This is a genomic window from Bifidobacterium sp. ESL0820, assembly GCF_052606235.1.
This window is the reverse complement of record NZ_CP199594.1, coordinates 1,383,966-1,407,107: the sequence shown is the minus strand read 5'-3', so window position 1 is coordinate 1,407,107 and position 23,142 is coordinate 1,383,966. Positions and strand designations below refer to the sequence as shown.

The 23,142-nt window shown below is 61.7% G+C and carries 13 protein-coding genes and 3 rRNA genes; 12 read left to right on the top strand and 4 right to left on the bottom strand.

What is annotated here, in order from left to right; genetic code table 11:
- Positions 1-2 precede the first annotated feature (2 nt).
- Positions 3-2,225: a cation:proton antiporter domain-containing protein gene (locus ACUIAH_RS05600; RefSeq protein WP_445340614.1), complete on the bottom strand. Its 2,223-nt coding sequence runs from the start codon at positions 2,223-2,225 to the stop codon at positions 3-5.
- A gap of 521 nt (positions 2,226-2,746) precedes the next feature.
- On the opposite strand from ACUIAH_RS05600, the gene ACUIAH_RS05595 reads away from it, so the two are divergent.
- Together ACUIAH_RS05595 and ACUIAH_RS05590 are read left to right on the top strand one after the other, a co-directional pair.
- Positions 2,747-5,533, top strand: a complete 2,787-nt coding sequence (locus tag ACUIAH_RS05595; protein ID WP_445340613.1) for a cation-translocating P-type ATPase — start codon at positions 2,747-2,749, stop codon at positions 5,531-5,533.
- Positions 5,534-5,592: 59 nt separating this feature from the next.
- Positions 5,593-6,021, top strand: coding sequence for a nucleoside deaminase (locus ACUIAH_RS05590; RefSeq protein WP_445340612.1), 429 nt, complete (start codon positions 5,593-5,595; stop codon positions 6,019-6,021).
- Between the two features lie 9 nt (positions 6,022-6,030).
- Here the strand turns inward: ACUIAH_RS05590 and ACUIAH_RS05585 are convergent, their stop codons facing one another.
- Positions 6,031-6,858 (bottom strand): sulfite exporter TauE/SafE family protein, encoded by an 828-nt coding sequence (locus ACUIAH_RS05585; RefSeq protein WP_445340611.1) that lies wholly within the window; start codon positions 6,856-6,858, stop codon positions 6,031-6,033.
- Positions 6,859-7,080: 222 nt separating this feature from the next.
- On the opposite strand from ACUIAH_RS05585, the gene ACUIAH_RS05580 reads away from it, so the two are divergent.
- The 4 genes from ACUIAH_RS05580 to ilvA all read left to right on the top strand — a co-directional run bounded on the left by ACUIAH_RS05580 (position 7,081) and on the right by ilvA (position 14,247).
- Positions 7,081-8,055: a ketopantoate reductase family protein gene (locus tag ACUIAH_RS05580; RefSeq protein WP_045923818.1), complete on the top strand. Its 975-nt coding sequence runs from the start codon at positions 7,081-7,083 to the stop codon at positions 8,053-8,055.
- 60 nt (positions 8,056-8,115) lie between these two features.
- Entirely contained in the window at positions 8,116-10,026 is a 1,911-nt protein-coding gene (locus tag ACUIAH_RS05575) for a glycoside hydrolase family 13 protein (protein ID WP_445340610.1), read from the top strand.
- 161 nt (positions 10,027-10,187) lie between these two features.
- A complete protein-coding gene (locus tag ACUIAH_RS05570; protein ID WP_445340609.1) occupies positions 10,188-12,653 on the top strand; it encodes a bifunctional alpha,alpha-trehalose-phosphate synthase (UDP-forming)/trehalose-phosphatase in 2,466 nt (821 codons plus the stop codon).
- 316 nt (positions 12,654-12,969) lie between these two features.
- On the top strand, positions 12,970-14,247 hold the full coding sequence (gene ilvA, locus ACUIAH_RS05565) for a threonine ammonia-lyase (protein ID WP_445340608.1): 1,278 nt from the start codon (positions 12,970-12,972) through the stop codon (positions 14,245-14,247).
- Positions 14,248-14,444: 197 nt separating this feature from the next.
- On the opposite strand, the gene ACUIAH_RS05560 is transcribed toward ilvA, so the two are convergent.
- On the bottom strand, positions 14,445-15,200 hold the full coding sequence (locus tag ACUIAH_RS05560) for a Sir2 family NAD-dependent protein deacetylase (RefSeq protein WP_445340607.1): 756 nt from the start codon (positions 15,198-15,200) through the stop codon (positions 14,445-14,447).
- A 654-nt stretch (positions 15,201-15,854) separates the two neighbouring features.
- Here ACUIAH_RS05560 and ACUIAH_RS05555 point away from each other — a divergent pair.
- The 4 genes from ACUIAH_RS05555 (at position 15,855) to rrf (ending at position 21,147) form a co-directional block, all read left to right on the top strand.
- Positions 15,855-17,378: ribosomal RNA gene (locus ACUIAH_RS05555) — 16S ribosomal RNA — on the top strand.
- A 10-nt stretch (positions 17,379-17,388) separates the two neighbouring features.
- Entirely contained in the window at positions 17,389-17,727 is a 339-nt protein-coding gene (locus tag ACUIAH_RS05550; RefSeq protein WP_445340606.1) for a hypothetical protein, read from the top strand.
- Positions 17,728-17,793: 66 nt separating this feature from the next.
- Positions 17,794-20,863: ribosomal RNA gene (locus tag ACUIAH_RS05545) — 23S ribosomal RNA — on the top strand.
- A 167-nt stretch (positions 20,864-21,030) separates the two neighbouring features.
- Positions 21,031-21,147: ribosomal RNA gene (gene rrf / locus ACUIAH_RS05540) — 5S ribosomal RNA — on the top strand.
- Together the 16S, 23S and 5S rRNA genes form the textbook arrangement of a ribosomal RNA operon.
- 89 nt (positions 21,148-21,236) lie before the next feature.
- On the opposite strand, the gene ACUIAH_RS05535 is transcribed toward rrf, so the two are convergent.
- Complete coding sequence (locus tag ACUIAH_RS05535; protein ID WP_445341595.1) at positions 21,237-21,554, bottom strand: hypothetical protein; 318 nt, start codon at positions 21,552-21,554, stop codon at positions 21,237-21,239.
- Between ACUIAH_RS05535 and ACUIAH_RS05530 the strand changes: the two genes are divergently transcribed.
- Positions 21,453-22,133, top strand: a complete 681-nt coding sequence (locus tag ACUIAH_RS05530; protein WP_445340605.1) for an SDR family oxidoreductase — start codon at positions 21,453-21,455, stop codon at positions 22,131-22,133. The two genes, ACUIAH_RS05535 and ACUIAH_RS05530, sit on opposite strands and share 102 nt — an antisense overlap.
- Before the next feature lie 192 nt (positions 22,134-22,325).
- Positions 22,326-23,078: a tyrosine-protein phosphatase gene (locus tag ACUIAH_RS05525; protein ID WP_445340604.1), complete on the top strand. Its 753-nt coding sequence runs from the start codon at positions 22,326-22,328 to the stop codon at positions 23,076-23,078.
- The last annotated feature ends 64 nt before the right edge of the window (positions 23,079-23,142 follow it).

The window sequence follows — 23,142 nt, the reverse complement described above, 5'->3', positions numbered from 1 at the left end:
GCTCACAAGGCCGAGTCGGCGTCTACCTGCATGACGTAGACGTTGCGGCGCATCTTCCTGGCTGTCGTACGCGAGATCTCCCCGGATTCGACCATGTCTTGGATCTGACCCAGCTCAATGGCGTAGCCCTCGCGCTTGGCCTCCTCCACCTGATCCCTGATAGCAGGCATGCCCGCGTATTCGGTCTTGCCCTCCGCCGAAGATTCGATCATCTGATGGTTGATGATGGTGTTGAGCAGATCCTCGGTCTTGAATCGGCCCTTGCCCAGCTCGGAGTAAAGCTTTTCGATCAGGAAGTGGTTCATCTCCGCCTGCAGGTGGCGTCCTGCCACGAAGACACGGTCCTTGTCGATCGGCTGGGTCAGGTGCTTCAGGCGGTGGAACTGGCTGTGCAGCAGGCCCCTGAGTCGTCTGCGAGCCGTGTAGGCCCTCCAGCGGAGCTCCCCGCCCCTGTCCAGGTGGAAGAGGGATCCGGATATGGTGGACAGGATTCTGCGGGCGGCCTGTTCCTGGCTGCGCAGATTCAGCAGTTCCTCCTGGTCGTCTCCGCGGTCGCTGCGCCGGTCGATCAGCTGGGCGTCGGCATCCCTGTCGGCCACAGTCTCGGCCTCGGTGCTGGGTTCGGCTTCGGCCGCAGGCTGTGTTGATGCAGGTGCCTGCTCAATACTTGTGTTCTCGCTCTTGAGCCGCTCCTCCAGCTGGTCCTGGGCCTCCTCGATCCGGCTCAGCCGTTCCTCCATGTAGTCCTGCTCCCATTCCATGGTCTGCACCTGCAGGTCCTGGAAGTCCTTGGGGGAGTACTGGCCGATCCGCGACTTGAGCTTGGCGATGCGGTGGTTGTACTGCTTGATCACCTGCTGGATGGCCAGCCGGTTCTCGTCAGTGATCCTGCTGGAGAGCTCCCGGACCGTGCCCCTGAGCACCTTGATGGATTTTTCGACCTGCTGGGCCGGCACCTCGCTGCTCTGCTGTGAGGGGGCCAGCAGCGGCAGGGCGAAGTTGGCCAGCACCAGGGTGACGATGATGACCCCAGCGGCCACGAAGATCAGCTCGCTGCGCATGGGGAAGGCGGACCCGTCGTCGGTCATATAGGGGATGGTCAGGGCCAAGGAGAGGGTGATGGTCCCCTTGGGGCCGCCGAAGGTCATGACGGCCGCCGACCTCAGGAGCTTGGATGTGATCCTTCGTCTGCTGCCGGTTTCATGGTCCTTGGTGAAGATCAGGACGCTGGCCGTCCAGAGGAAGCGCAGCACGATCACGGTCAGGCAGACCAGGGTGATGGTGGCCACCAGCATCCAGTTGCTGACCCGCCGGTCTCGCCAGCTGGTGCCCATGGCCGCTGGCAGCAGCATGCCCAGAAGGACGAAGACCGCGCCGTTGAGGCTGAAGGAGAGCACCTTCCAGACGCTTGATGAGACGATGTTGGCCTTGGAGGTATTGGGTCCCACTCCGGTGTGGTCGAAACGGACCAGCAGCCCGGTGGAGACCACGGCCAGGACCCCGGACACATGCAGGATGTTCTGCCCGACCATGTAGATCAGGAAAGGAAGGAAGAGCTCCAGCAGGATCCTGGTGGTTGTGGTCTCCCAGCCCAGGCGGCGAGCGGACTCAAAAAGCCAGTTGACCACAAATCCCATGATCAGGCCGAAGCCGATGCCGCCCACGAACTCGAGGAGGAACTCGCCCAGGGCCCGGGGCAGGGAGAAGGACCCGGTCACGGTGGCCAGGATGGCGAACTGGAAGCCGATGACGCCGGTGGCGTCGTTGAAGAGCGATTCGCCGGCAAGAATGGAATGTTCGTCCGGTGTGAGGTCGGCGCTCTCGCCCAGGGAGGAGACGGCCACGGCATCGGTGGGCCCCAGGGCGGCGCCCAGGGCCATGGCTGCAGCCAGGGGGAACATGGGCCAGGCAGCATGCAGGATGACGCCCACCATGATCATGGTCAGGGCAGCCAGGCCAATGGCCAGGGAAAGGGATGACCGCAAGCCCTTGAGCAGCTCCACCTTGTTGATGGTGTGGGCCTCGTAGTAGAGCAGGGGCGCGATGAAGAGGACCATGAACAGCTCAGGATCCAGCCGCATCCGCGGGAAAATGGGCAGCAGGGCCATGACTGCGCCCAGGGCGATCTGGACCAGAGGGGTGGAGATCCGGGGAATGAATCTGGAAATGAAGGAAGAGACGAGGACGGCAGCAAGTATGCACAGAATGAGGATGAATGTTTCCACGGGCTTCCTTTCCGCCACGCAATCCCGGGCGGGCTGCCGCAGGCCCGACTAGCAGGGTTCGTTCGACCAATGAAGGAATCTTCGAGTGCAGGGTCGTATGAGGATCGACGTCGCATAGTCCAGTATACGGAATGGCGATATCCAGGAACAGTATTGATGGACAATGTGCGCTAAGTTGACACCTCCAGTCAAAACGGTGGACAGACTGCGCTCGCGATAGGCGAACATTTGTGAAAATCCGGCCCGGGGATCCCCGCAAGCGCATGAAAGGCCGGCTTAATCGGTATACTCGTGAAGACCGGGAAGGCTCCGAACCTCCCAGCGGGCACTGCTTGCGGCGGCTGACCATGGAGCCCCCATCTCCTGACCCCGGGGACTTGCGCGCACGCTATTGTTTCCCCGACGCTTTTGGACATCCCCCGGTCCAGAAGGAAGATTGCAAGAACGACTGCAGAGGGTCGCATGCGGGGACAAATGACCGATCCGGTTTGGAAAGGCCAGGTTGACCGATGACATCATCCATGACATCTACAAATATCAAGAATCAGAACGCAGCGGCGGCAGGGGCTGACATGCGTTTCGACGACACCGACTGGCACAGCTTGGAGACCTCGGCTGTGCTGGAGACCCTGCACGCCGGGGATCAGGGTTTGGATACGCAGGAGAGCGCACGCCGACTGGAGATCTTCGGGCCCAACAGCCTGGCTGAGGCCCAGGCCAAACCCCGTTGGAAGCTCTTCCTGGAGCAGTTCGCCGGCCCCCTGATCGCCGTTCTGATGGTCTGCGGCATCATCACCATTTTTCTGCAGCACTATGTGGACGCTGCGGCCATATTCCTGGTCCTTTTCCTCAACGCCATCATCGGCTATGTGCAGGAGTCCAAGGCCGACAAGGCCGTGGAGGCCCTGACGACCCTGTCCACCCCCACCACACGGGTGGTGCGCCAGGGCCGGATGGAGCAGATCGACGCCGACCAGCTGGTTCCGGGTGATCTGGTCCTCCTGGAGAGCGGCGATCGCATCCCCGCCGACCTGCGGTTGATCGAGGCCCTCCACCTGCGCATCGACGAGGCCATGCTGACGGGCGAGAGCGAGGATGCCAAGAAGAATACGGACCCCGTGGACCGTGACGCAGCCCTGGGCGACAGGCGATGCATGGCCTTCTCGGGCACCATGGTCACCAGCGGCCGTGGCCGAGGGCTGGTGGTGGCCACCGGTTCCGACACCGAGCTGGGCGAGATCAACGATCTGGTCCATGTGGCCAAGGGCCGCACGCCCCTGCAGCGAATCATCCACCGCACCGAGGTGGGCATCGCCGTCGCTGTCATCCTGGTGGCCATCTTCGTCTTCATCGGCGGAGCCATCCTCAATGGCGATGCCACGGGGGCCTTCCTGTCTGCAGTCTCTCTGGTGGTAGCCTCCATGCCCGAGGCTCTGCCCATCGTGCTGACCGTGGCCATGGCCTTGGGCGTCTCGAGGATGGCCGAATACCATGCCATCGTCCGTTCGCTGCCAGCGGTGGAGACTCTGGGCTCCATCACCGTCATCGGCTCGGACAAGACCGGCACGCTGACCCAGAACCGCATGACTGTGGAACAGTTCACCCTGGGTGGCGGCCAGCCGGTCCCCGTAGAGGGCCTGGACCTGGGTGCAGCGGCTGTATCCGACGACGACCGTATGAGCGGCCTGGCCGCCCTTGCCCGGGCCGGGGCTCTGACCAATGAGGCCCACCGGCAGCCGAATGAAGAAGGCGGCATCGAATACAGCGGCGACGCGGTCGACATGGCCATGGCCCGCCTGGCCGACCAGACCGGGGCTGTGACTGCTGAAGACCTAGACGCTCCTATCGTCATGGAGACTCCCTACGAGCCGGAGTTGCTCCATTCCATGACCATCCGCCGCAGTCCGGACGGCACCCTGACCCAATACGTCAAGGGCGCCCCTGACGCGGTCATGGCCATGAGCCGAACCATGCTGGACCCGGATGGCCAGGTCGTTCCCCTGGACACGCAGGCCGTCCACAAGTCCTACGAAGCCATGGGCTCCCAGGGGCTGCGCGTCATAGGCGTGGCCAGCAGGGTCCTTTCCTCCGACCAGGATCCCGCCTCCCGCCGTCGGCCCGACGACCTGACCTTCCTGGGGCTTGAGGGCATGCTCGACCCGCCGCGACCCGGCGTGCGCGAGGCTATCGCCGAATGCGCAGGGGCCGGCATCCGCGTGGTCATGATCACCGGCGACCACCCGGTGACCGCGGCCGCCATAGGCCGCCGCCTGGGTCTGGAGCACACCGACCAGGCGCTGACCGGCAGCGAAATGCTGGAGATGAGCGACGAGGTCCTCCGGGCCCGTCTGCGCGAGACCTCCATCGCCGCCCGCGTCTCCCCCCAGGACAAGCTGCGCATTGTGGAGGCCCTGCAGGACGAAGGCCACGTGGTGGCTGTGACCGGCGACGGCGTCAATGACGCCCCGGCATTGAAGGCAGCTTCAGTGGGTATCGCCATGGGCCGTTCCGGCACTGACGTGGCCCGGGAGGCCAGCGATGTGGTCCTGACCGACGACAACTTCGTCACCATCACCCAGGCCGTGCGCCAGGGGAGGGTCATCTTCAAGGCCATCCGCGGGTCCGCCTACTTCCTCCTGTCCACGGCTGCGGCCGCCATGATCGCCGTGGGGGTCAATGTGATCGCCGAGGAGCCCCTGCTCTTCCTGCCCCTGCAGATGCTCTGGATCAACTTCGTGACCAACGGCGTCCAGGACATCGCCCTGGGATTCGAGCCAGGCAACGGGGATGAGCTGGAGTCGCCCCCGCGTTCGGCTGGAGAGGGCCTGCTCTCGCGAGTGCTTTGGGCGCGACTTGCCGTCTGCGGGCTCTGGATGGCCACCTGCATCCTGGTTCTCTTCCGCCTCAACATCAACGCGGGGATGGATCTGGCCCAAGCCCGGACCATGGCCCTGACCCTGCTGGTCCTCTTCAACTTCTTCGTTGCCATGTCGGCCAGATCCGAGAACAGGCTGATCTTCCAGCTCAATCCCTTGGACAACACCTTCCTTCTGGTGGCCTCGTTCGTGGCCTTGGGCATCCATGCGGGGGCCATGTATCTGGCTCCGGTTGCGGGCGTTCTGGGCATGGCCCCCTTGAGCGCGAGCCAGTGGCTCATCTGCCTGGGGATTGGACTGACGGTCCTGATCTTCAGCGAGGGCGACAAGATGGTTCGTGCCTTCCTGGCCAAGCGGGGCATCGACACGTCCGGGCGGCCCAAGAGCCACCTGCACCATATGCGCCGCCGCATCGCAGGCATGATCAACTGAACTGGCCTGTCGGGCTGGACTGCCAGACTGAACGCGTGCAGGAACGGTGGAAGGCGCCCATGGAGGAGGCCCTGCGGCTGGCCGGGATAGCCGGAGACCAGGGGGACGTGCCCGTGGGCGCCTTGGTCTTGGATGCCTCGGGCCGGGTCATCGGTCGGGGCTTCAACCAGCGGCAGGCCCTGGGCCGTCCCCTGGCTCATGCCGAGATGGAGGCCATCGGGAAATCCGACGCGGGCTGGGATCTGGCAGGGTGCACCATGGTCGTCACCCTGGAGCCCTGCCCCATGTGTGCCGGAGCCCTGATGGCCTGCCACTTCAGCAGGGTGGTCTTCGGCGCCTGGGACCCCAAGATGGGAGCCTGCGGGTCGGTCTGGGATCTGCCCCGTGACCCGCACACCGGGTCAAAGGTCGAGGTGCTGGGCGGCGTGTGTGAACAGGCATGCGCCGGGATTCTTGCCGACTTCTTCGCCCGGCACCGCCGGGACTGAGTCCTGTTTTCAGCGGTGGCTGTGATTTGCTCTGTACCGCTGGAAGGCCGGGGTGACCTGGAGGGCCGCCCAGATGCAGCGCAGGACGATCAGGCAGAGGTAGGCGGCGAACAGATTGGCGCCCACTCGCGCGCTGACTCCTGAGGCTGCCCAGGTGCCCACCGGCGTGGTCAGAGCAGCCACGATGCCCAGAAGCAGCCCCTGGCCTGCGTGGACCAGGTGGTGCCGAAGGTTGGTGAATGTCCCTGACAGTGAACTGGGCAGGATGGCCAGCAGGGAGGTCCCCCTGGCTATCAGGTCGCTGGCGCCCAGCAGAGCCAGGGCAGGGACCGCTATGGCTCCGCCGCCAACGCCCAGCAACCCTGACAGGGTTCCGATCAGGATTCCGACCAGCAGAATGATCGAAGCCACCGCCGGGCTCAGCTGGATGCTGCTATCTCTGGAGGGCGTGGACAGCAGCTGCTGGGCAATGACTGCCATCAGGAAGCCCACATAGAGCCACCTGAGTATCACCTCTGGAAGCCGGTCCAGCAGCCAGGTGCCGATCTGCGCCCCAATGACCGTGCCCACGGCCAGCAGCAGGGCGGCCAGCCAGTCCACATGCCCGCCCAGGGCGTAGGAGGCCACACCGGCCAGCGACATGGGGATCATGGATGCCAGCGAGGTAGCCGAGGCCTGCCGTTGCTGCAGTCCGGTCCATACCAGGGCAGGCACGATGATCGATCCGCCGCCGATGCCGAACATCCCCGACAGGAATCCGCTGATCACGCCCACCAGGATCAGGATGGCCAGGGTCCGCCGATCCATCCTTCCGGCTCCTCTCTGTTCTTTCTGCATGGGTTCCAGCCTAGGTCGACGTTTTCGTCGGGATTGCAGGATGTCCGTGTATGCGGCCAAGTCCTCCAAGGTGCAGGAATCCTGGCATATTCCAGTCCTTATGTCCACCATGCGACCGTCGCCTTGGTTCCCTTCTGCCGCCTGGGCATACTGCTTGGTATCCCCCGGGCCGGTCCCCGGAGGTGCGTTGTCTGATCAAGAAAATGAAGAGGGTGTGTTTCGATGCGATATACGGTCATCGGTGCCGGAGCCATGGGCTATCGTCTGGGTGTGCTGCTGCAGGAGCAGGCCGGCCTGCAGGTGGATTTCGTGGATACCTGGATGCCCAATATTGACAAGGTTCATGACCAGGGAGGCGTCTATGTCTCCCGCGATCACGAAAATCGTCATTTGGTGCCCGTCAACATTTACACCCCCGAGGACTACAAGGGCGACCCCGATGTCTGGATCGTCATGCTCAAGCAGATGCAGCTGGAGGCTGTCCTGGAGCGTTGCGCACCGCTCTTCCGCGACCATCAGGTGGTCTTCTCGGCCATGAACGGCTGGGGGCATTTCGACAAGCTGCTCAAGTACTTCCCCAAGGAGCGCATCTACGGCGGCACGGCCATGATCGGCACAGTCCTCAACGGGCCGGGCGACGTGGACTTCATCGGCAAATCCGGGGCCGGCTCCATGCACCTGTGCGCCATGACCGAGCAGACCAGCGACCTGGAGCGCGGAATGGCCGAGGACTTCAAGGCCGCCAACCTCAACCCCATCCTGACCGAGAACTTCGAGGGCACCTGTCTGGCCAAGATCATCTTCAACTCGGTGGTCAACACCATCTGCACCATGTACCAGATCACCATGGGCCAGTTCATCTCCTACCCGGGCGCCAAGGATATGTCCCGCCAGCTGATCGACGAGGCCTATGACGCCTGCGAGCGGGCCGGCAAGCAGCTGATCCAGACCCGTCAGGAGACCCTGGACGAGGTGGACTATGTCAGCCGCGTGGGCAATCCCCTCCACTACCCCTCCATGTATCAGGACATGTCCAAGGGCCGCCCGACCGAGGTGGATTACATCAACGGCTATCTGGCACGTCTGGGACGCGAGCATGACTACGTCTGCCGGACCCAGGAGTTCCTGACCCACGGCGTCCATCTGGCCGAGCTGGCCTTCCGCGTCCATCATGAGGAGCAGGCCAACCAGGGGTGAATGGGTGATTTATAGTGGGGGTGGCACAAGGACGTCCGAACCCGTCCGGCCAGGAGGATCATGACCCAGGAAGAACGCATGCAGCTGCCCGACCGGGTGCGGACCAACGGAGCCACCCCCAACCCCTGGTGGGCCAATGCGGTGGTCTACCAGATCTATCCACGGTCCTTCCAGGACACGAACGGCGACGGTTACGGCGACCTGCCGGGCATTACCCAGCGTCTGGACTACCTGGCCGATCTGGGCGTGGACGTGATTTGGCTGAGCCCTGTCTACCGATCTCCCCAGGATGACAACGGGTACGACATCTCCGACTATCAGGACATCGACCCCATCTTCGGCACCATGGACGATATGGACGAGCTTTTGGACCAGGCCCACCGTCGGGGCATCAAGGTGGTCATGGATCTGGTGGTCAACCACACCTCGGACGAGCACGCCTGGTTCCAGGCCTCCCGCAACAAGGATGACCCGCACGCCGACTGGTACTGGTGGCGTCCCGCCAAGGCCGGCCACGAACCCGGCACCCCGGGCGCAGAGCCCAACCAATGGGGGTCCTACTTTGGGGGCTCCGCCTGGCAGTACGATCCACAGCGAGGCGAATACTACCTGCACCTGTTCTCCAAGAAGCAGCCTGACCTCAACTGGGAGAACCCCCAGGTCCGGCAGGCCGTCTTCGACATGATGAATTGGTGGATGGACCGGGGCATCGACGGGTTCCGCATGGATGTGATCGTCATGATCTCCAAGACCGTCGACCCCGAGGGTCGTCTGCCCGGCGAGGACGGATCGGCCATCGCTGACGGTCCCGTGGGGCCTGAGGGGTACTCGTCCTCGGTGCCCTTCTGCGTGGACGGCCCCAGGCTGGATGAGTTCCTCCAAGAGATGCGCAGCCAGGTCTTCCAGGGTCGGCAGGGCTACCTGACCGTGGGGGAGGCTCCCAGTCTGGCGCCTGCCCGCAGCGGGCAGATCACCGATCCGGCCAACCACGAGCTGGACATGCTCTTCCTCTTCACCCAGACCGAGGTTGACACCGGGGACAGCAAGTGGGACATCCGCCCCTTCCAGGTCTCCCGGCTCAAGGCGGTCATGGACGAGCAGCAGCAGGCCGTGGCCAAGACCGGATGGGCCAGCCTCTACTTCGACAACCACGACCAGCCCAGGATCGTCTCCCGTTGGGGCGACACCTCCAGCGAGGAGCTGCGCTCGCGTTCGGCCAAGGCCCTGGGGCTCCTCCTGCACATGCACCGGGGGACCCCCTACATCTATCAGGGCGAGGAGCTGGGCATGACCAACGCCGGTTTCACCAGCCTTGACCAGTACCAGGATCTGGAATCCATCAACCTCTACCATCAGCGGGTCGACCAGGCGCACGAGCAGGATCCGGAGTCCATGATGGCAGCCCTGGCCTATATGAGCCGCGACAATGCCCGCACCCCCATGCAGTGGGATTCCACCAAGTTCGCCGGCTTCACGGCTTCTTATGCTCCCAAGGAGCCCTGGCTGGCCGTCAATGCCAACCGGGACAAGGTCAACGCCAAGACCGAGCTGCGTGACCCTGAATCGGTCCTGGCCTTCTACCGTGAGCTGATTCGTCTGCGTCACACCAATCCGGTCGTGGCGGCCGGCGACTTCACCCTTCTGGATCCGGATGCGGACCAGATCTATTCATTCACCCGTTGCCTGGACCAGGCGCCGGAGCCCAAGTCGGGACCCGAGGCTGCCAGTGTTCTGGATGCCCTGCCCTGCCAGCGCCTGCTGGTTGTGGTCAATCTGAGCAGCCGCCCGGCCTCACTGCCTCCTGAAACCGCAGCGCTTCTGGGCTTGGACCAGACCGGATTCACCTCTATGGCTCTTGGGGCTGTGGACCCCGACCGGATCCTCATATCCACCTACCGGCCCGAGCAAACTGCCAGCTCACTGCTGACCGGTCGTCTCTCCCCATGGGAGGGTTTCGTCTACCGACTCTGAGGAAACCCCGTCGCCGGCACAACTTCCAGGCTAGAGTGGAAGTCAGCGATGCCCCGATGGGCCTGTGGGACCGGATGGGTCCCCCGGGTCCAGGGGCGATGGGTCCGCGCCGTGGTCAATCCCGACGATTCCGGCACGGACGGGAATAGAAAGCGGGTTGCATGTCTCGTCTGATCATTGTCTCCAATCGTTTGCCCATGTCACTGCAGGCGCAGGAAGACGGCTCCTACACCTTGCACCAGAACGTGGGGGGACTGGCCACGGCCATCGGCCCCTACCACCGTTCCCATAAGGACTGCCTCTGGATCGGCTGGAGCGGCATCGATCCTCAGAAGTACTCGGAAAAGGAGCTGGACCGCATCCGTCAGGCCTACCGGGAGAGCCGGTGCATTCCTATCTTCCTGAGCAAGGAGGAGCTGAACGGATACTACGCCGGGTTCTCCAACAACACCCTCTGGCCGCTCTTCCATGACTTCTCGCACGAGGCCGTCTTCCGCCAGGAGGACTGGGAGATGTACCGCAAGGTCAACATGCGTTTTGCACAGGTGGTGGAGCCGCTCATCCGCAAGGGCGACACCATCTGGGTCCAGGACTACCACCTGATGCTCCTGCCCAAGATGTTGCGCGAACGTTACCCTGATGCCTCCATCGGCTGGTTCCTGCACGTGCCCTTCCCCAGCGCCGAGATCTTCCGCTCCCTGCCCTGGAGCCGCGAGATCCTGGAGGGCGTCCTGGGCGCCAACCTGATCGGCTTCCACACGGTGGACTTCTCCGCCAGCTTCCTGGCTTCGCTGCACAGGCTGCTGCCCGAACTGCCGGTCAACCGGGACGGCGTGGTCGAGATGCCTGACGGCCACAGAGCAGCCATCGACGCCTTCCCCATCGGCATCGACTACAACCTCTACCGGCGTACCGCCCACTCCGGCCTGGCCCGGGCCATGCGTCGAGGAATCGACGAGGTCTGCGGCAAGTCCCCCCGTCATCGCTACCGCACCTCGGTGACTGCCGAGGGCGTGGCGGCTAACGAAGCCGCCACATCGGACGCCAACTGGTGGAGCCACTACATGGAGAAGGACATCCCCGAGTCCACGCTGGCCAAGCAGGCGGCTTCCTCGGTGGGCAGCCGCTCCAACAAGGTCATCGTTTCGGTGGATCGGCTGGACTACACCAAGGGTCTGCCCGAGCGGCTTCAGGCCTTCGGCCGCATGCTGGACAAGTACCCTGAGTGGGTGGGCCATGTCACCTACTACCTGCTGGCCACCCCTTCGCGTGAGGTCGTCGAGTCCTATCAGCGGCTCAAGGCCCAGGTGGACCAGTTGGTGGGGGAGATCAACGGCCGCTACTCCCTGCTGGCCTGGACCCCCATCCATTACATCACCCGCTCCCTGTCCATCAAGCCGGTCTGCGGCATCTACACGGCTGGAGACGTAGCCCTGGTCACCCCCCTGCGCGATGGGATGAACCTGGTGGCCAAGGAGTACCTGGCCTGCCATGACGGACGCGACGGCACCCTGGTCCTGTCGGACATGTGCGGGGCTGCCGACGAGCTGACCGATGCCTTCATCGTCAATCCCTACGACATCGACATGGTCTGCGAGGCCCTGCACAACGCCCTGGAGATCACCCCCGAGGAGTCCAAGCGGCGCAACATCCGCATGCAGGCCCGGCTCAAGGTGCGCACCGCAGCCAACTGGTGCACCTCGTTCCTCGACTCCCTGCGGCAGGTCTCCACTCCGGGCATGACAGACAGGAGGCTGCGTATGGATCACCACAACGCCATCGTTCGTCAGTGGGACGGCGCCCATCGTCGTCTGGTCCTGTGCGACTATGACGGGACGCTGACCCCGCTTGTTCGCCGTCCTGAGCGGGCCAAGCCCACCCAGGCCCTTCGCCGCCTGCTGACCCAGGTGGGAAGCAATCCCGATGTGGACTTCCTGCTGGTCTCCGGCCGCAGCCATCAGATCATGCAGGATTGGTTCGGTGACCTGCCGGTGGGGCTGATTGCCGAGCATGGCGCCTGGAACCGCAACCTGCCCGGCAGCGACTCGGACGAGTGGCAGCGGGCGCAAGGCCTGCCCGACTCCGATACCTGGCAGAAGGTGATCCGGCCCATCATGGATGAGTCGGCCACCAGGGTCCCCAACTCCTTTGTGGAGAGCAAGTCCGATGCGGTGGCCTGGCACTACCGGATGAGCGATGCCCAGGTGGCCGAACAGGAGCGTCAGGATCTGCTCCATCGTCTGCGTGGCGTTGTGGTCGGTCTGGGACTGATGATCATGGAGAACTCCAAGGTCGTTGAGGTCACGCCTGTGGCCACCAGTAAGGGCCAGGCCATCCTGCCCTTCGTCAACAGCGGCGACTACGACTTCATGATGGCTCTGGGCGACGATGAAACAGACGAGACCATGTTCGCTGTCATGCCCGATAAGGGCTGGACCATCAAGGTTGGGCCGGGCCAGACCAAGGCCCGTCTGCGGGTCAACGATCCGACCGCGGTCACTCTGCTGCTGGCCGACCTGGGTGCCGGTGTGGCCCGTGACTCCAATGAGCCCGTGGCATCCCACGACTTCCGCGACGACCATACCGTGGTCGACGAGGCGCATGCCCAGCTCACTGATGAGAAGTGAGGCGGGGACAAGTCAGGCAGACGATCGCTTGTCCCACCGGTGACTGCTCGTGAAGCCCGGTAAGTTCATGGGCAGCTGGCGGTGATTGGCGCTCACTGCGGCGACAACCTGTGATGACCGCGGACGGATGATCATGGGCTGTAGTTGCGACTGTTGCCTGTCGCTACCTCTTAGTGGCGACTATCGAGAACTGTCGGCAACTTTTCGGGTATCCAAACGTTCGAGTGCTCACATATTTTGGTTTTCGGCAGGTTTGGGTGTCCACCATGTTGACGGCTGACCCCGTTGGTCGGGCCTTGCCGACCATACTTGGAGCATGGATACTTCAACAATCACTGCCTGTCTTGAGTCCGATCATGCCGCTGATCTGCGCAAAGCCGCCCAACGTCTGGAAGGTGTGGCCCGTCACACCCTTATCGAGCAATCCGATGATCTGGGTGCTCGGATAGGCCATCGCGTTCTGCTCAAGCCGGAGAATCTGCAGCTGACCGGATCCTTCAAGATTCGCGGAGCTTATAACAAGGTGGCCTCGTTGGATCAGGACGAGCTGGACCGCGGCATCGTCACCGCTTCCGCCGGCAATCATGCCCAGGGGGTGGCTTTTGCCGCACGCAGCCGTGGCGCGAAGGCCACGATTGTCATGCCCCGGATCACTCCGCCCCTCAAGGTCGATGCCACTCGGGCCTATGGCGCCGAGGTTGTCCTGCAGGGCGAGGTCTTCGACGAAAGTTCCGATTACGCCTTGGGTCTGGCACGTGATCGCGGCATGACCTTCGTCCCGCCCTTTGACGACTACGAGGTCGTCTGCGGTCAGGGAACCATCGCCATGGAGATTCTTCAGGATGTGCCCGATGTCACCGATATCGTGGTTCCCCTCGGTGGGGGCGGGCTGGGCGCCGGAGTGGCGCTCGCCGTAAAGACCTTCAAAGCAGACGTCAGAGTCATCGGAGCCACCCCGGTCGGTTCTCCGGCCTGGCGTGAATCTCTGACAGCTGGTCATGTGGTCGCAGCGGATCAGATGCGTACGGCTGCCGAGGGCGTAGCCGTCAGACGTCCCGGCGATCTGAACTATGCCCTGCTCAGCCGCTATATGGATGATCTGGTTCAGGTGACCGAAAGCGACATCTCCGAGATGATCCTATTCATGCTGGAGAAGCACAAACTGGTGGTCGAGGCAGCCGGAGCGGTCTCCTTGGCGGCCTTGGGCCAGTTGGATCTGCAGTCCGATGTCTTCCGGTCGGCCCCGGGTCCGCATGTGATCGTCCCCATCATCTCGGGAGGCAATATCGACACGGTCACCATGGGTGCGGTCATCCAGCGGGGGATGATCTCCCGCGGGCGCATCATGCAGTTCGGCGTGGAGCTGCCCGACGTCCCCGGCCACGTCCCCGGCCAGCTGGTCAAGGTGGCCACGGTCCTGGCCGATCTGCGTGCCAATGTAATCGAGCTCAACCACGATCAGTTCAAATCCTCCGGCCACTATGACAACGGCGTGCTCTTGGAGGTGACTGTGGAGACCAACGGCCCCGACCACATCACCCAGATCCTGGATACCTTGCGTAGCCGAGGCTTCCAGGTCCATCAGAACTACTGAGCACTATGTCCCGATTGGATCCGGTGGTCCTGTACCCGTCTTCCAAGGTTCCGCGATAAGGATCGCGGCCGGACGAACAGTCAGCATGGCCAGCGCCATCGCTGATCTTGGCTGATGACCCTGCAAATTGCCGCAGGGCCATCAGGAATCTGCAGATTGTTACTCTGCCCCAACAGTTATGCGGAGCAGCCAGCAAATCATTCCTGCCCAGCGATGGTCTTGTCAACGAGTTTGGGCAGTGCCTCTTCGATGGGTTCGTGGATGAGTCGGGTTGCCAGAGAATCATACTGGGTCGAACCCATGTTCATGATGGTGATCGGCACGCCTGCTTGGGCTGCCACCGGCACCAGTGAGGCCGCCGGATACACCTCCAAGGTGGAGCCGATCACCCAGAATTGATCAGCCTGGCTGGCTAGCCTCATGCTCTTTTCCATGGCTCCCTCGGGCAGGGCCTGACCGAAATAGACCACATCAGTCTTGATGATGCCATTGCAAGGCATGTTGCCTTGGTAAGGCATGGGCTTGTGGCAGTGTGGATCGGGTTCCTGATCGAGCTTGGCCATGATGTCGGCCGTCCGATATGCCTGACCGCATTTCATGCAATGGGAACTGCCGATGGTCCCGTGAAGGTTCACGATGACGTCCTCGGAGTTGCCGGCTTTCTCGTGGAGGGCATCGAAGTTCTGCGTAGCCAGCAGGTTCAGCATGCCTGCCTGCTCCAGCTTGGCCAGTGCCTTGTGGGCTACTCCGGGCTGGGCATTCCAGACAGGTGACTCCTTCTGCCACCGCCATGAATACTCCCGCTGCTTCTTGTCGCTCATGAACAGGTCCAGGTCATAGACGTTCATCTGATCGGGATGCTTGGTCCAAACCCCGTCAGGCCCGCGAAAATCCGGTATGCCGGCGGAAGTCGAGATGCCCGCACCGGTCAGTACTGCAATTGTTGTGCTCATACACCCGTCTTACCATCCGCCAACAGAATCCATGGTCCGAAGACCAGCATGGTGCGCGAATATGCATCTATATCAACATGAACATTTATGAGTTGTGGATGACTGACGATCGAAGATGGAAAGAGGACTCCGCACCGGATATGGCCGCCTATAAACAAAATTCGGAAGGATTATGACAGGGCGATGCTGACACGCCGATTCAGCTGTGGTCTGACCGATACTTTGTGAATAAAGTGTGTGCATGGAGCTGTGATGCTGCGCTGAAGTCCCGCCTCGGTGAGGCTCGAAGTTATAAAAGGACGTGTTGCGACACGCCGTTTAAAGGCTTGTTATTGCTTGTTTTTAGGGTCTTCGCGGGAGGGCCGAGTTGCGTTTTGGCCGGCTCGTGGTAAGTTTATCTCTTGCTGCTCAACACGGCGGTTCTTCTTCCGGGAGGAAGTTGAATGGCTTGTTGGTGTGGTGGTGGTTTGAGAACTCAAGAGCGTGTTTGTGCTACTTATAGCTTTTTGATTGCCAGTCCGATGCCCGCCCGGCTGTTGTCGGGTACGTGGGAGCGTTGTGAGGGGTGTCGGGGTTTTTCGTGGGTTGGTTTCCTCCTTATGGAAGCTGGCCCGTCAATTTATTATGAGAGTCGTTTCGGCTTCTTCATGGTTTTTTGTGGAGGGTTTGATTCTGGCTCAGGATGAACGCTGGCGGCGTGCTTAACACATGCAAGTCGAACGGGATCCGCCAAGCTTGCTTGGCGGTGAGAGTGGCGAACGGGTGAGTAATGCGTGACCAACCTGCCCTATGCTTCGGAATAGCTCCTGGAAACGGGTGGTAATGCCGGATGCTCCGCGCTGTCGCATGATGGTGCGGGAAAGGGTTTACCGGCATGGGATGGGGTCGCGTCCTATCAGCTTGTTGGCGGGGTGATGGCCTGCCAAGGCTTCGACGGGTAGCCGGCCTGAGAGGGCGACCGGCCACATTGGGACTGAGATACGGCCCAGACTCCTACGGGAGGCAGCAGTGGGGAATATTGCACAATGGGCGAAAGCCTGATGCAGCGACGCCGCGTGCGGGATGACGGCCTTCGGGTTGTAAACCGCTTTTGATTGGGAGCAAGCGAGAGTGAGTGTACCTTTCGAATAAGCACCGGCTAACTACGTGCCAGCAGCCGCGGTAATACGTAGGGTGCAAGCGTTATCCGGATTTATTGGGCGTAAAGAGCTCGTAGGCGGTTCGTCGCGTCTGGTGTGAAAGTCCATCGCTTAACGGTGGATCGGCGCCGGGTACGGGCGGACTGGAGTGCGGTAGGGGAGACTGGAATTCCCGGTGTAACGGGGAATGTGTAGATATCGGGAAGAACACCGATGGCGAAGGCAGGTCTCTGGGCCGTCACTGACGCTGAGGAGCGAAAGCGTGGGGAGCGAACAGGATTAGATACCCTGGTAGTCCACGCCGTAAACGGTGGATGCTGGATGTGGGGCCCGTTCCACGGGTTCCGTGTCGGAGCTAACGCGTTAAGCATCCCGCCTGGGGAGTACGGCCGCAAGGCTAAAACTCAAAGAAATTGACGGGGGCCCGCACAAGCGGCGGAGCATGCGGATTAATTCGATGCAACGCGAAGAACCTTACCTGGGCTTGACATGTGCCGGACGGCCGCGGAGACGCGGCTTCCCTTCGGGGCCGGTTCACAGGTGGTGCATGGTCGTCGTCAGCTCGTGTCGTGAGATGTTGGGTCAAGTCCCGCAACGAGCGCAACCCTCGCCTCGTGTTGCCAGCACGTTATGGTGGGAACTCACGGGGGACCGCCGGGGTTAACCCGGAGGAAGGTGGGGATGACGTCAGATCATCATGCCCCTTACGTCCAGGGCTTCACGCATGCTACAATGGCCGGTACAACGGGATGCGACATGGTGACATGGAGCGGATCCCTGAAAACCGGTCTCAGTTCGGATCGGAGCCTGCAACCCGGCTCCGTGAAGGCGGAGTCGCTAGTAATCGCGGATCAGCAACGCCGCGGTGAATGCGTTCCCGGGCCTTGTACACACCGCCCGTCAAGTCATGAAAGTGGGCAGCACCCGAAGCCGGTGGCCCAACCCGTTTGGGGGGGAGCCGTCTAAGGTGAGGTCCGCGATTGGGACTAAGTCGTAACAAGGTAGCCGTACCGGAAGGTGCGGCTGGATCACCTCCTTTCTACGGAGATATGAGTGAAATCCCCCGCCTGTTTATGGGTCGTGGGGTCGAGTCCATGGGTCCGGCCGGTTGGCCGGATGGTGTGGGCGTGCTGGCGTGGAACGGTCGGAAGCGCTGTGGCATGGATGCGCTGTTGGGTTCCCGGACCGCCACCTTGTTTTGGGTGGTGTTCCTGCCGCCCGTCGGGTTCCTGCATGGGGTGTTGCCCTGTGGGGTCTTGGCGGCGCGCTGGTGGCTTGAGAACTGGATAGTGGACGCGAGCGGATGGCTGGCTTTTCTGGCTGGCTGTCTGCTGTATTGTTTCGTCCGAGCCTATTTTTTTGGTGGGTTCGGGTCGATCGTTTTGTGATCGTTTAGTGTGATGATTTGTCGTCTGGCAGTTCGCAGTTGTTGTTGTCGTGGCATGGCCTGTGGCCGTGTTGTCGGCAAGGGCGCATGGTGGATGCCTTGGCAGACAGGACCGATGAAGGACGCGTGGGGCCGCGATAGGCCTCGGGGAGCCGCCGACAGGGCTTTGATCCGAGGGTGTCCGAATGGGGTAACCCGCCGGCTGTTATGGGCCGGCACCGCATTCGTGCGGGGGGTACGCAGGGAAGTGAAACATCTCAGTACCTGCAGGAAAGGATATTCCGTGAGTAGTGGCGAGCGAAAGCGGATGATGGCCAAACCGGTGCCGTGTGAGACCCGTCGGGGGTTGCGGCATGGGTGTTGTGGGACTTGGCGTCCGGGCTCCGACGGGCCCGGCGGCAGTGATAAAGCGGCGTGTGAGGCGAACGGGATTGAATTCCCGGCCGTAGAGGGTGATGGCCCCGTAGCCGAAGGCGCGCCGCCTGCCGGTTCTTGTTCCCAAGTAGCGCGGGACTCGTGGAATCCCGTGTGAATCGGCCCCGACCGTGGGGTAAGCCTGAATATTCCTGTCTGACCGATAGCGTACGAGTACCGTGAGGGAAAGGTGAAAAGCACCCCGGGAGGGGAGTGAAAGAGTTTCTGAAACCGTGTGCCTACAATCCGTCGGAGCCTTTCGGGGTGACGGCGTGCCTATCGAAAAATGAGTCTGCGAGTCAGTGGTGCGTGGCGAGGCTAACCCGTGTGGGGCAGCCGTAGCGAAAGCGAGTCCGATAAGGGCGTTTCCAGTCGCGTGTCCTGGACCCGAAGCGGGATGATCTAGCCCTGGGCAGGTTGAAGCGCGGGTAAGACCGCGTGGAGGACCGAACGGACCTGGGTTGAAAACCGGGCCGATGACCTGGGGCTAGGGGTGAAAGGCCAATCAAATTCCGTGATAGCTGGTTCTCTCCGAAATGCATTTCGGTGCAGCGTCGCGTGAGTGCCTCCATGGGGTAGAGCTACTGGATGCTTGAGGGCCCGTATCGGGTACCGACAGCAGCCAAACTCCGAATACGTGCGAGGTGTATCGCGGCAGTGAGTCGGCGGGGGATAAGCTCCGTCGTCGAGAGGGAGACAGCCCAGATCGTCGTCTAAGGTCCCTAAGCGCGTGCTAAGTGGGAAAGGATGTGGAGTCGCATAGACAGCCAGGAGGTTGGCTCAGAAGCAGCCATCCTTGAAAGAGTGCGTAACAGCTCACTGGTCTAGTGGTTCCGCGCCGATAATGTAGCGGGGCTCAAGCACGCCACCGAAGACGCGGCAGCGCAGTTTGCTGTGCTGGGTAGGAGAGCGTTCCGCATGGGGCGAAGCGGCGGCGTGAGCCGGCCGTGGACCGTGTGGAAGTGAGAATGCAGACATGAGTAGCGAGAGGCGGGTGAGAATCCCGCCCGCTGGATGACCAAGGGTTCCGGGGCCACGTTCGTCGTCCCCGGGTGAGTCGGGTCCTAAGGCGAGGCCGACAGGCGTAGTCGAATGGATGAAGGAGTCGATATTCTCCTACCGGCGTCAAGCCGTCCAATCCAAGACGCGGAAGCGTGCCCTTACCTGCCTCGGAGGCTGGTCTTCGGACCTGCCGATGTGGTGGGACCGGCGTGTGGATGCGTGGCGGGTAGCGCAGGAGTGACACGGAACGGGAGCCGGGCCGCGGTGGTGGTTATCCGTGGTCAAGCATGCGGCGCGTCGGGCAGGCAAATCCGCCCGGCATGAGCGCGAGGTGTGATGATGGGGGGCCTTGTGCCCCGAATCCGGTGTGCCGTTCCGTCGAGAAAAGCTTCGGCGTGAGGAGTGGCGCCGCCCGTACCCTAAACCGACACTGGTGGTCAGGTAGAGTATACCAAAGCGATCGAGCGAATCCTGGTCAAGGAACTCGGCAAATCACTCCCGTGCCTTCGGTATAAGGGAGGCCCCTGCCGGTGAGGCGCCTTGCGCGCGGAGCCGGTGGGGGCGGCACAGACCAGGGGGTAGCGACTGTTTACCAAAAACACAGGTGCATGCGAAGACGTAAGTCGCTGTATATGCACTGACGCCTGCCCGGTGCCGGAAGGTTAAGAGGATCCGTCATCCCTCTTCGGAGGGGGCAGCGGTGAATTCAAGCCCCGGTAAACGGCGGTGGTAACTATAACCATCCTAAGGTAGCGAAATTCCTTGTCGGGTAAGTTCCGACCTGCACGAATGGCGTAACGACTTCCCCACTGTCTCGACCAGGAGCTCGGCGAAATTGCAGTACGAGTAAAGATGCTCGTTAAGCGCAGAAGGACGAAAAGACCCGGGACCTTTACTATACCTTGGTATTGGCGTTAGGTGCGGACTGTGTAGCATAGGCGGGAGGCTTCGAAGCGGGTGCGCCAGCATCCGTGGAGCCGGAATGTGAAATACCGCTCTGTCCTCATCTGGCCTCTAACCTCGGCCGGTCATCCCGGCCAGGGACAGTGCCTGGCGGGTAGTTTAACTGGGGCGGTTGCCTCCCAAAGAGTAACGGAGGCGCCCAAGGGTTCCCTCAGCCCGGTTGGCAATCGGGTGTTGAGTGCAATCGCACAAGGGAGCTTGACTGCGAGACCGACGGGTCGAGCAGGGACGAAAGTCGGAGATAGTGATCCGGTGCCGGCGTACGGACGCGGCATCGCTCAACGGATAAAAGGTACCCCGGGGATAACAGGCTGATCATCCCCAAGAGTCCATATCGACGGGATGGTTTGGCACCTCGATGTCGGCTCGTCGCATCCTGGGGCTGGAGCAGGTCCCAAGGGTTCGGCCGTTCGCCGATTAAAGCGGCACGCGAGCTGGGTTCAGAACGTCGTGAGACAGTTTGGTCTCTATCCTCTGCGCTCGTTGGAATCTTGAGGAGCCCTGCCCATAGTACGAGAGGACCTGGGTGGACGAACCTCTGGTATGCCGGTTGTCGCGCCAGCGGCACGGCCGGTTGGCTACGTTCGGATGGGATAACCGCTGAAAGCATCTAAGCGGGAAGCCCCCTCCAAGATAAGGATTCCATGAAGCCTTGCGGCTTCTGAAGACCCCATGCAGAACACATGGTCGATAGACCGGACGTGGACACCCCGTAAGGGGCGGAGCCGACCGGCACTAATGGTCGAAGACAACACCACACCCGCCCCCATGAGGGGCGGCGGCATCAACCCGACTGCGAAACACATGCCTGCGGCAATGAACACGAACACGCACAGGCGATCAGACAATCGGAGCACGCGTCCACCATCCGGTCCCCAAGCCGCCAGGAGACCCCGACCCGGCAGGGTCGGAAGAATTGAAGATTCGCGGCGGTCATGGCCTGGGGGAGACGCCCGGTCCCATTCCGAACCCGGAAGCTAAGACCCAGCACGGCAATGGTACTGCACCCGGAAGAGTGTGGGAGAGTAGCACACCGCCGCCACAACACGTGATTACGGGAGGCATCTCAAGGACAATATCCTTGGAGATGCCTCCTTTTTCCATATCCGCAACAGACCTGGGCTTAAAGATTCATGCCTTCTCGCAAAGCCACATTCCAAGTAACTGAACGCGGTTAAGCGGAATATGAAAAAGCTGCTTCGTACTCATGCTGACTTGTATTTGAGCAGCCTGCGATTTGATATTCGAAATCACTGATCCGGAAGCTCTGGCTTGTTTTGCCGCCTGTTGTTTCTGGTCCGGGACATCTAGAATGGAAAGCAGACGAATCTGTCGCACAAAACACATATGCGAAGAAAGCGGATAAACATGGGCAAAAGAATCATTCTTGTAGGAGCCACAGGCAGAGTAGGCGTATTGACCTGCGCTGATCTGGTAAAAGCCGGTCATGAAGTGGTTGCCTGCGCACGAGGGGCCTCGAAGATTCCCGCCAGCCAGCAGGTGGAGCCAATGACTCTGGATTTGCATGACCCGCTTTCCCAGGTAACCGACGCATTCCGCAAGTCGCATGCGGATGCTGTCGTCTTCACTGCAGGATCGCGTGGCAAGGACATCACCCAGATTGACGCTCTGGGAGCCATGAAGACCATAGAGGCCGCTAAAGCGGTCGGCATCACGAGGTATGTCATGCTGGGAGCCATGTATGCAGCCGATTGGCTGCGCTGGGAGCAGCCCCAGGTCAAACCTGCTATCGATGCCCTCGCTGACTATTACGTGACCAAGAACATGGCCGACCAATACCTGATCAGCTCCGGGCTGGACTACACCATCATCGAGCCAGGCAGCCTGACCGAGCAGGAAGGCACAGGAACCATCCAGGTCGAGCCAGACGGGCCCGGTCCCATACCGATCGCCGATGTGGCACAATGCCTGGCCGACTGCGTCGACCTGGAGCAGACCATAGGCAGGATCTACAACATCATCGGAGGCAGCACGCCCATCAGACAGGCCCTGACTGCACAGCAGTAACGGAACCGACCAATTCCTTAAGCACGAAGCCCACCTACAGACATCGTGTGTCTGCACAGCAACAGGAATGATACCTTGGTTGCATTGCCTGTTGTCTCTTGCTGTTGATTGCGCGCTGGGTGCACTGTGTCCCAGTGACCTTTATGAAGGTGGGGTTGGCGTGGGGACTGGGCGCAACGAAGGAGGTCGTCAATGAACATCACCAATTTTCGCGATCTGGGAGGCATTCGGACCATCCACGGCCGCCGGGTCCGCCAGCACAAGTTCATCCGATCAGGGCAGCTGGTGGATCTGGACGAAGATACGAAGAGGGAGTTGGTCGACCGCTACCAGGTGACACAGGTTGTGGATTTCCGCCGGCCCTTTGAGAGACAGGAAAGTCCGGACGACAGGATCGATGGTGTGACCTTCACCAACATCGATCTGCTGGAGCAAAGTGGCGCCAGTGGCGCCAGCCTGGACGATTTCGCCTCGCTGGGTTTGGCGGATCAGGTCAACGGCCACATGTTGAATGTCTACCATGACCTGGTCATGAATCCTGCGGCCCAGCAGGGGTATGGGAAGTTCCTGCGCATCGTCGTGGGCAACATCCAGGGGGCTACGCTCTTCCACTGCTTTGCCGGCAAGGACAGGACCGGGTTCGCCGCGGCCCTGGTGCTCTGGCTGCTGGAGGTGGACGACACCCAGGTATTCGCGGACTATCTGAAGACCAACCAAGAGAGGGTCGCGGCCAACAATCAGCTGCTGGACCAATTCCGCGACAAAGGCTTCGACCAGGATTCGTTGGACGCGCTAGAGATTGCGCTCTGCGTCAAGAAAGAATACCTGGCTCATGCCCAACAGACCATGATCGAGGCCTATGGGGACGTCTTTACCTATGCGCGGCAGGCCCTAGGGTTCGGGCCAGACCAGGTGGAGGCCCTGCGTCGCAACCTGCTTGAGTAACCGCATAAGGCTGGAAGGCGGCTGGAGCGGGTAGACTCGAGCCTAGACGTTAATTGCGAGGAGG